At 67.3% G+C, this 8,281-nt stretch carries 10 protein-coding genes and 1 pseudogene; 5 read left to right on the plus strand and 6 right to left on the minus strand.

Going from position 1 to position 8,281, the window contains the following annotated elements:
* Positions 1-107 precede the first annotated feature (107 nt).
* The gene (locus tag DM816_RS20255; protein WP_117211897.1) at positions 108-1,040 is read left to right on the plus strand and encodes a sigma-70 family RNA polymerase sigma factor; all 933 of its coding nucleotides are present in this window, start codon (positions 108-110) and stop codon (positions 1,038-1,040) included.
* Positions 1,041-1,204: 164 nt separating this feature from the next.
* Complete coding sequence (locus DM816_RS20260) at positions 1,205-1,618, plus strand: PPOX class F420-dependent oxidoreductase (RefSeq protein ID WP_117211898.1); 414 nt, start codon at positions 1,205-1,207, stop codon at positions 1,616-1,618.
* Here the strand turns inward: DM816_RS20260 and DM816_RS20265 are convergent.
* Complete coding sequence (locus DM816_RS20265; RefSeq protein WP_117211899.1) at positions 1,615-2,595, minus strand: C40 family peptidase; 981 nt, start codon at positions 2,593-2,595, stop codon at positions 1,615-1,617. The two genes, DM816_RS20260 and DM816_RS20265, sit on opposite strands and share 4 nt — an antisense overlap.
* Before the next feature lie 390 nt (positions 2,596-2,985).
* On the opposite strand from DM816_RS20265, the gene DM816_RS20270 reads away from it, so the two are divergent.
* A complete protein-coding gene (locus DM816_RS20270) occupies positions 2,986-3,492 on the plus strand; it encodes a DUF6232 family protein (RefSeq protein WP_162907648.1) in 507 nt (168 codons plus the stop codon).
* A gap of 4 nt (positions 3,493-3,496) precedes the next feature.
* On the opposite strand, the gene DM816_RS20275 is transcribed toward DM816_RS20270, so the two are convergent.
* The gene (locus tag DM816_RS20275) at positions 3,497-4,366 is read right to left on the minus strand and encodes a helix-turn-helix domain-containing protein (RefSeq protein ID WP_117211901.1); all 870 of its coding nucleotides are present in this window, start codon (positions 4,364-4,366) and stop codon (positions 3,497-3,499) included.
* 128 nt (positions 4,367-4,494) lie between these two features.
* On the opposite strand from DM816_RS20275, the gene DM816_RS20280 reads away from it, so the two are divergent.
* Both DM816_RS20280 and DM816_RS20285 read left to right on the plus strand, forming a co-directional pair.
* Positions 4,495-4,689 carry a DUF397 domain-containing protein gene (locus DM816_RS20280; protein WP_117211902.1) on the plus strand — a complete coding sequence of 65 codons (195 nt, stop codon included), beginning with the start codon at positions 4,495-4,497 and terminating at the stop codon, positions 4,687-4,689.
* A gap of 56 nt (positions 4,690-4,745) precedes the next feature.
* Entirely contained in the window at positions 4,746-4,937 is a 192-nt protein-coding gene (locus DM816_RS20285; RefSeq protein WP_117211903.1) for a DUF397 domain-containing protein, read from the plus strand.
* Between the two features lie 56 nt (positions 4,938-4,993).
* On the opposite strand, the gene DM816_RS20290 is transcribed toward DM816_RS20285, so the two are convergent.
* The 4 genes and pseudogenes from DM816_RS20290 to pdxR form a co-directional block, all read right to left on the minus strand.
* Complete coding sequence (locus DM816_RS20290) at positions 4,994-5,602, minus strand: DUF6082 family protein (protein ID WP_117211904.1); 609 nt, start codon at positions 5,600-5,602, stop codon at positions 4,994-4,996.
* Between the two features lie 48 nt (positions 5,603-5,650).
* On the minus strand, positions 5,651-6,349 hold the full coding sequence (locus DM816_RS20295) for a serine/threonine-protein kinase (RefSeq protein WP_162907650.1): 699 nt from the start codon (positions 6,347-6,349) through the stop codon (positions 5,651-5,653).
* A 261-nt stretch (positions 6,350-6,610) separates the two neighbouring features.
* Positions 6,611-6,910: pseudogene (locus tag DM816_RS44600) on the minus strand (sigma factor); the annotation flags it as partial.
* Positions 6,910-8,281, minus strand: a 1,372-nt coding sequence (pdxR, locus tag DM816_RS20305; RefSeq protein WP_246002067.1) for a MocR-like pyridoxine biosynthesis transcription factor PdxR, incomplete at its 5' end; no start/stop codon positions are given. The gene pdxR and the pseudogene DM816_RS44600, both read right to left, overlap by 1 nt.

Here is an 8,281-nt window from a genome sequence, read left to right on the forward strand (position 1 = left end):
CACCTTCAGGGGCAACGCGGAATCATCTCCGAGCGTCATCTGTTGTGCAGATGTCAGCACCGCAGGCCCCTGCGGCGATTACGGGGGAGGACCCGAACGTGGAGAACATGACCATGCTGCGCACGGACCAGGTGGCCGAGGAGCGCGACCTCGTCGGCGTGTACTTGCACGAGATCTCTCGTACCCCGTTGCTCGACGCTGCCCATGAGGTCGACCTCGCCAAGGCTATCGAGGCGGGCCTCTACGCCGAATACCTGCTCGAGGAGGAGAAGGTGCCGGCCGGGGTGTCCCGTCGTGAGCTGGAGGACCTGGTGAGCGAGGGTGAGCGGGCCAAAGACCTGTTCATCCGGGCAAACCTGCGCCTCGTGGTGTCGATCGCCCGCCGCTACGTGCGGTCGGGCATGCCGATGCTCGATCTGATCCAGGAGGGCAACACGGGTCTGGTCCGGGCGGTGGAAAAGTTCGACTATGTCAAGGGCTTCAAGTTCTCAACATATGCGACATGGTGGATCCGTCAGGCGATCAGCCGGGCCATCGCTCAGCAGGAGCGGACCGTGCGTCTGCCCGTCCACCTGGTCGAAGACGTCAACCGCATGCGCAACGTCGCCCGGCAGCTCACCCGTGAGCTGGGCGCCGAGCCGGAGCCCGAGCAGATCGCGGTCGCCCTGGGCGTCCCGCTGGAGCGGGTCACCGAGCTGATCCGCTGGTCGCAGGACACCGTCTCGCTCGACACCCCGGTGGGCGACGACGGCGACACCCAGCTGGGCGATCTGGTCGCCGACAGCGACACTCCCAGCCCTGAGGAGATCGTGCTGTCTGCGCTGGAGCGCCAGCGCATCGAGGGCCTGCTCAACCACCTCGACGACCGGTCGGCCGGCATCATGCGGGCCCGCTACGGTCTCGAGGACGGGCGGGAGCACTCGCTCACCGAGGTCGCCTCGCGGTTCTCGCTCTCCCGCGAGCGCATCCGCCAGCTGGAGATCCAGGCGCTGGGCCGGCTGCGCGAGCTCGCCCGAGCCGAGGGCCTTCAGGCCGCCTGACAGCAACGGCGTAGCGAGTCCAGGGCCTTCAGGCGGGCCTGACACCACAACGGCGAAGCCCGAGCCGGGGGCTCCGGGCCGAACCCAAAAACACTGACCAACGTGCGTGGCAGAATCGCCGCCTCCGATATCGGAGGCGGCGATTCTGTTTCTAGGGTGGAACCATGTCGTTTACCGAGGAAGAGGTCGAGTATCTGCGCTCGCAGATGACCGCGCGGCTCGCCACGGTCGCGCCCGACGGCCAGCCTGATGTGGTCCCGGTCGCGCTCGAATTTGACGGTACGCACTTCTGGGTCGGCGGGCCGGGTGAGTCTTTCCTGGGCACGCGCAAGGTGCGCAACGTGGCGGCGGGCAGCCGAAACGTCGCGTTGGTGGTCGACGACATGGTGTCGTTTGACCCGTTCATCGTGCGGGGCATCCGCGTCTACGGCATCGCCGATCCGCCCGTCGAGCGGGTGGGCATGATCGGGCCTGGGCTGTACATGCGCATCACGCCAACGGTTTCCTGGAGTTGGAACATGGCCGGCGAGCCGGTCGGCGAAGTGTGGTATCCGTCGCGCCGAGCCGTGCACACCTAGCCGACGCGGCCGTAGCCGTACGGCGTCATCATGTCCACACTGGACAGTTTGACGGACTCGCCGAACGTCGGCGCGTGGATCACCTGGCCGTCGCCCACGTACAGCGCGACGTGGCCCAGGCCCGAGTAGAACACCAGATCACCGGGCTGGAGATCGGCACGGCTGATCCGGGTCGTCTGCTCCCACTGGGTGACGGTGTAGTGGGCAAGGCTCACGCCCGCCGCGGCCCACGCGGCCTTGGTCAGGCCCGAGCAGTCGTAGCCGTCCGGCCCGTCGGCGGCCCAGACATAGGGCGTGCCGATCGCGTTGTAGGCGAACGCGACCACGGCGCCGGCCTGGCCCGAGATCTGCGGGATCTTGCCCGTATAGGCGCCGGTCCGGTTGGTGGTCGTGCCGCGCGCCCGCAGCTTGAGCTGGTTGAGCTGGTCGAGCTCGGCCTCGATGCCCTTGCGCTGGTTGTCCAGGAGCTGCGCGCGGGCCTGCTCGTCGGCCCGCCGCTGTTCGAGCGCCTTGCGTGCGGTCTCGTGCTTGGCCGCGGTCTCGCGCGCCGCGTTGATCTGCTCCTGCTGGGCGTGCGCCAGCTGGCTGAGCGTGCCGAGGCGTTCCAGCGCCGCCCGGCCGTCGTTGCCGCCGAGCAGTGCGCTGAGCCCGTTGATGCCGCCGGTCTGGTACGCCGTTTGGGCGATGTCGCCGACGCGTTCCTGGGCCTGCGCCGCCCGCTGTTCCAAAGTGGGCAGTGCACTCTGCAAATTGGTGATTTCGGCCTGGGTCGCCGCCAGCTGCTCGTTGAGCTTGTTGTACTGCTCGACCACGAGTTCGAGATCGTGGGACTTTTCCGAGATCTGCTGCTCCAGCTCGGCGACCGTCGGTTCGGCATGTGCGGCTGTGGTGCTCACGAGGATGCCGATGCACAGCGCTCCGGCCGGGATCAGGCTACGCAGAGTAGCGCGCAGCCGAGGGATGCCGCGATGTCGCACAGGGGTGAGCCCTTCCTCAGGCCAACCGGCGCGAGGCCTGTTGGCGCTGGTCCGGTGCTATCCGGGGGAGACAGCGGGGGGACCGGGCCAGTGCTGCCACCCTAACCAGGTGGACCTTGTGGGCCAAGCCATCAAAGGGCGGAATAACCAGGTACCAGATGAAATGGGAAAAAGATTCTGTCACCGAGAGCAACGAAATCGGTTTTGAGGGGTTGAAGGAATGTGCCAACCTGACAGGTGTCGGACTGCCTTCTTCACAATGACGTCTGTCTAGGTCACACTGAGGGGCGCACGCTCTCGGCATGTGCCAGAAGCCGGCACCTAGGTGCCACTAGGTGCCGGCAACCAGCTTTCGAGTTCCAAACGCTTCTTCAAGTGCGGAGAGAGTTCATGGAGCGTGACAGAGAACAGATAGTGGTGACCATCCGGCCGGGGCTGCAGATCACGCAGACCTGCTTCCGCGTGGGCGCCCGTCACTTCGAGCTGGCCAATCTGCACAACCTGCACGTCCGCCAGTCGGCGCACGATCCGCTGACCCGCAACGCCGCCATCATCGCCGGCGGCGTGACCCTCGGCCTGCTCGTGCTGGGCCGGTTCATGCACCCGGCCGGCGTGATCGCGGGCGGGGTCGTGCTGGCCGGCCTGTTCATGGTCGTCGGAGCGAGCGCACGCACCCGGCCGCGGCGCCAGGAGCTGTGGGCCGTCTACTACGGCCACGAGTTGCCGATCTTCGTCAGCGACGACAACTGGCTGTTCGGCGCGGTCGAGCGGCAGGTCCGCCGGTCGATGACCGAGGTGCACAACGGGCGCCGCTACGTCACGCCGACAGCGCGGATGGAATCGCTGGTGCCGCACCCGTCGCAGATGCATCCGTCGAATATGAACATTGCCATATAGCTGATCAGTTGTACCGGTCGGCGAAGTCCGCGATATAGGCAAGCGAGTCGGCGGGAGACAGGGCCGCCGAGCACAGCCGCTCAAAAACCTGCCGATGCCGGGTGATGCCATCGGCCCGATCGAGCACATAGGACGGAGCAACGGCATTTTCCAGGTAGACCGCGTCGGCGTCGGACTGATCCGGGAATTCCAGCACGATGAAGGGCCCGCTTACGGTGCTCACTCCGGCGATGAAGGGCAGGATCCGCAGTTGGATGCGCGGCGATGTGCCCAACGCCAAGACGTGGAGCAGCTGCTCCCGCATCGTCGCGGGATCACCGAAGACCCGGTGCAACACGGACTCGTCGAGCACGGCATCGATCAGCGGGGCGTCCGGCCGGTTGAGCAGGTTGCGCTGGCGTTCGAAGCGCAGCCGCTTGATGATCTGCCACTGGTCCTCGGGCATGTCCTCGGGCGCCGTGGTCCGGATGACCGCAGAGGCATAGGTGTCGGTCTGCATGATGCCCGGGATCACCATGGGCTGCCAGAAATACAGCGCGCTCGCCTGCATCTCCAGCCCAAGGTAAGCCGTGAACGCGGCCGGGAAGTGCTCCTTGTAGGGTGCGAGCCAGTCACGCTGCCGGGCCACGCGGGCGAGGGCGAGCAGCGAGTTGACGTCAGTGGGGTTGGTGACGTTGTAGAGCTGCAGGGTGGCGCGAAGGTCGGTCGACGAGATGCCGACCGTTCCTGCCTCGATGCGGATCACTTTGGACAGCGACCACTCGAGCAACTCCGCCGCCTGCTCTTGGGTTAACCCGGCCTTCTCGCGGGCGGCTCGCAAGGCGATCCGGAGACGCCGCCTGGCGACGGTCGGCCCTTTCGCCTGGGTGGACATGGCTCCTCTTAAGTTGACACGCGATCATCAAACCCCCAGCTGGAGGTTTGCCCCACGTCTGATGCGTAGTGTACAACAGGGCGTTGTCCCGATCCGATCTACTAGATCAAGTACACATTGGAGCGCGCATGACAGGTCGAGTCACCAAGTCATGGCACAAGAGCACGCGGTGCGGCGAGTCGACGCACTGCGTCGAAGTCGCCAGCTATGACGATCACGTGGGGTTGCGTAACTCGAACCGTCCACAAGAGACGCTAACGCTCTCGATCGAAGCGTTCCGCGACCTGGTCGACCGCATCAAACGCGGCGAACTGGATGGCTGAGAGCTTTTCAGATTCACTCTTGTAACACCCGTGTTGCCTCATGGCACGCTACAAGCATGACTGAGAGCGCAAGCACGCGAACCTGGCACGGTGCGTGTGAGGCCGGGGAGTGCGTCGAGGTGAGCATCACTGCGGACGAGGTTCTCGTCCGCAGTTCACGAAGCCCCGACGGCCCGATACTCGCCTTCACTCACGATGAGTGGCGTGTGTTTTGCGGTGCCGTGCGGCAGGGTGAGTTGTCGGTGTAAGCCCAAGCAGCCTGGAGCCGGATAGATCGCGCTCGCAGCTGCCGCAGGGTTCGACCTCACTCCAGCCCGATCGTCGGCCTGTCCTCGCGGGCCTGATCGGGCTCCCCGTGCTGCGCCTTGTGCTCTCGCCCGCGAGACTCGGCCCGTCGGCACTCGTCGTCAAGGATTTCGTGAAAACGCCTGCGGTGAGCCGTCGGGTGGCCCGCTGACCACGATGGTCCGCGTTCGGCCCACCAACTTCGCACTACGTCCAGCTCAAAGAGGGGACGCAGTTCCAAACGCACGCTCTCCTCGCTCGCGGCGCCAAGGTCCCACCACATCGCCTGGTGGCCGATGGTGAGGTTGGCGTAGAGCCTGACGCGCTGTTCGGAACCGCTCAACATCGGCAGCAGGTCCGGGTGCTCCAGTGCAAACTTGAGGAGTTCAAACGTGCGCTCCCGCAGCGCGATCGTCTGTGCCAGGCGGAGTTGCCGCCACTGCAGGAAGATGGAGATGGCTATACCCCCGAGTGCGAGCGCGGAAATCACCGCTGCCACTCCGCCGTAAGCCTGTCCGACGTTGGAAAGGTCGATCCACGTGACCGAGGGGTGAAGCACGGCGATCAGGATCGGTGCCAACAGCGTGATGACGAGGGCGGCAAGGACGCCGGTCCACGCGGCCGCCATCCGCACCACGCGCCAATGGTCACCCGGCATCGACGGTGGGGACATCGCCTAGCCGACCAAGCGCCACATGTGCAGGGACGCCTCGCGGGCACTGGGTCGGGAAGACGGGTTCTTTGCCAGGCATGCCCGGCACAGCTCGGCCACGGCCGGGGGCAGGCCGGGCAACACCGGCACGGGGCCCAGCGAGCGCGGGGACCGGCGGCGGCCGGTGAGCATCTCGAGCAACAGCGTGCCGAGGGCGTAGACGTCCTCGGCGGGTCTCGTCTGGCAGCCGATCACCTCGGCCAGCCCGAAGTCGACGACCTTGGCCCCGGCCGGGGTGAGCATCACGTTGGCCGGGCTCAGATCGCGGTGCACGACCCCGCGCCGGTGCGCCACGGCGAGCACGTCGGCCGCCGTGCCCGCCACGCGCAGCGCGCGGCGCCAGGGCAGCGGGCCGTGGATCAGTGTGCGGGTGAGGTTGTGCCCGCCGAGCAACTCCAGCGCGAGGTAACCCACCTGATCGCCGCGCGGCGTGCGGGCCCGGCCGACATCGAAAATCTTCGGCACGTGCGGGTGGCGCAGCAGCCGCGTCATGGCCGCCTCGTGCTGCACCAGATCGGCGTAGAGATCATCGACGACTTTAATTGCCAGTGTGCGGCCCTCTTGTGCGTCGGTCGCTCTGTAGACCGTCGAAACCCCGCCCCTGGCAAGCGGTTTGGTCACCACGTATCGACCGGCGAGCGTCGTGCCGATCAGAAGTTCCACGGCACGTGATTCTTCCGCAACGGAGGGCAAGACGCCATGGCGGTGAGATTAAATTCCGCTGATGTAGGAGACGTATTCGAGCTTTTCGGGATTGGTGATCAGGTACACCGCCGCGATCCGGTTGTCGTCGGCGATGTCGAAGGATATGACCGTGATGGGGCGCCCGTCGGTGGAGGCGAGCATGGCCGGGGCTCCGTTGATGTCGGTGACGGTGAGGTCGATCGGGCCGCCGGGGGCGCCGATTGAGGTGAGGAAGGCCAGGTCGGCGTTGTCGGTCCGCTCCAGCAGATCGTCGCCGACCGGCTCCGGCAGCCACGGCCCGGCATAGGTCTCCCGCTGCGCCTTGAGCCGGCGCAGCCGGTCGATGGCCAGCCGGCTGACGGTGGTGATGAGAAATCCTCGCGCCTCGCCGACCGTGCCGTGGTCCACTTTGGACCAGCGCAGCCAGGCCTCCTGCACCACGTCTTCGGCGTCGGCCGCGCTGCCCGGGATGCGGTATGCCACACCGAACATCAGGCCCCGGTGGGCCGTGAACACCTCCACTGGACCCGACATGATCATTATCCTAATAGGCGGCGCAGCAGGCGCACGGCTTCGACCAGGCGCGCCTCGGGTTCGCGGGCGAAGCACAGGACCAGCCCGCCGGGGCCCGGCTCGACCCGCATGGGCGTCACCGCGAGCACGCCGACACCGCTGTCCCAGGCGCGCTCGGCGAGCTCCACATCGGACTCGACCGGCACGCACAGGTGCAGCCCGGCGGAGATGCCCAGCGGCTTCAACGATGGTGGAAGCGCTTGCACCATAGCGTCGCGGCGGCGGCGATAGATACGCCGGACCCGCCTGAGGTGGCGGTCGTAGCCGCCGTCGGCGATGAACCTTGCCAGCACGTGCTGTTCGATGACGGGCGAGCCCAGGTCGAGCATGCGGCGCTCCTCGCGCACGGCGCGCGCCAGCCAGGGCGGCGCGACCAGCCAGCCCAGCCGCACCGCGGGCGATAGCGACTTGCTGACCGACCCGGTGAGCACGACCCGCTCGGGCACGAGGGCCCGCATCGACCCGACCGACTCGCGGTCGAACCGGAACTCGGCGTCGTAGTCGTCCTCGATCACGATCCCGCCCGTGCGCTCGGACCACGCGAGCAACTCGTGCCGGCGTTGCGGCGAGAGCACATATCCCAGCGGATATTGGTGCGCGGGCGTGAGGATGACGGCCGTGGCCCCGGCGGGCAGCGCCGCGGCGATGAGCCCGTGCTCATCCACCGGCACGGGGACGACGGTCGCGCCGGCCGACTCCAGCAGCATGCGGTATTCGACCCCGCTGGGGTCCTCGACCGCGACCACCGCCCGGCCCCGCTTGGCCAGGGCCCGCATGAGCAGGCTCTGCGCCATCGCCACACCGCCGGTCACCACGAGGTTTTCGGGGCTGGCCTGCGCGGCGCGCACCCGGTTGAGATAGCCCGCGAGCTCCTGCCGGGCGGCGAGGGCCCCGGCCGGGTCGGGATAGCGAAGTTGGTCGTGCGCAAGAGTGAGCATCGTTTGCCGGTACCGGGAAAGCCATTGGGTTCTTGGAAAGAGCTTCAAGTCGGGGGTACCGGGCCGAAGCTCATAGTCGGCAAGCGCCCCTCCGCCAGGCATGCCTTCCTCGGCCCGCGCCGCCGACGCGTCGGCCGCGACGATCGTGCCGGAGCCCACCTGCGCGCTCAGGAACCCCTCGGCGGTCAGCTGTTCGTAGGCTTCGACCACGACCCCGCGGGAGACGCCGAGGTCCGCCGCGAGCTGGCGGCTGGCGGGCAGGCGCGTGCCCGCGGCGAGCCGTCCCCGGCGGATCGCCTCGCGCAGGCCGGATGCGACCTGCGCGGCGACCGCACCCGCCGACCGGTCGATCTCCAAGTGAAGGTCCACGAATTGGTCCGCTCTTTTGCGCGCTGATTGG

The organism is Allorhizocola rhizosphaerae, from assembly GCF_003426775.1.
Classification (GTDB): domain Bacteria; phylum Actinomycetota; class Actinomycetes; order Mycobacteriales; family Micromonosporaceae; genus Allorhizocola; species Allorhizocola rhizosphaerae.

Coding starts and splice junctions, on each gene's coding strand:
- DM816_RS20270 (WP_162907648.1), top strand. CDS start 2,986: ATGGAGCGTGACAGAGAACAGATAGTGGTGACCATCCGGCCGGGGCTG.
- DM816_RS20290 (WP_117211904.1), bottom strand. CDS start 5,602: ATGGCGGCCGCGTGGACCGGCGTCCTTGCCGCCCTCGTCATCACGCTG.
- DM816_RS20285 (WP_117211903.1), top strand. CDS start 4,746: ATGACTGAGAGCGCAAGCACGCGAACCTGGCACGGTGCGTGTGAGGCC.
- DM816_RS20275 (WP_117211901.1), bottom strand. CDS start 4,366: ATGTCCACCCAGGCGAAAGGGCCGACCGTCGCCAGGCGGCGTCTCCGG.
- DM816_RS20255 (WP_117211897.1), top strand. CDS start 108: ATGACCATGCTGCGCACGGACCAGGTGGCCGAGGAGCGCGACCTCGTC.
- DM816_RS20280 (WP_117211902.1), top strand. CDS start 4,495: ATGACAGGTCGAGTCACCAAGTCATGGCACAAGAGCACGCGGTGCGGC.
- DM816_RS20260 (WP_117211898.1), top strand. CDS start 1,205: ATGTCGTTTACCGAGGAAGAGGTCGAGTATCTGCGCTCGCAGATGACC.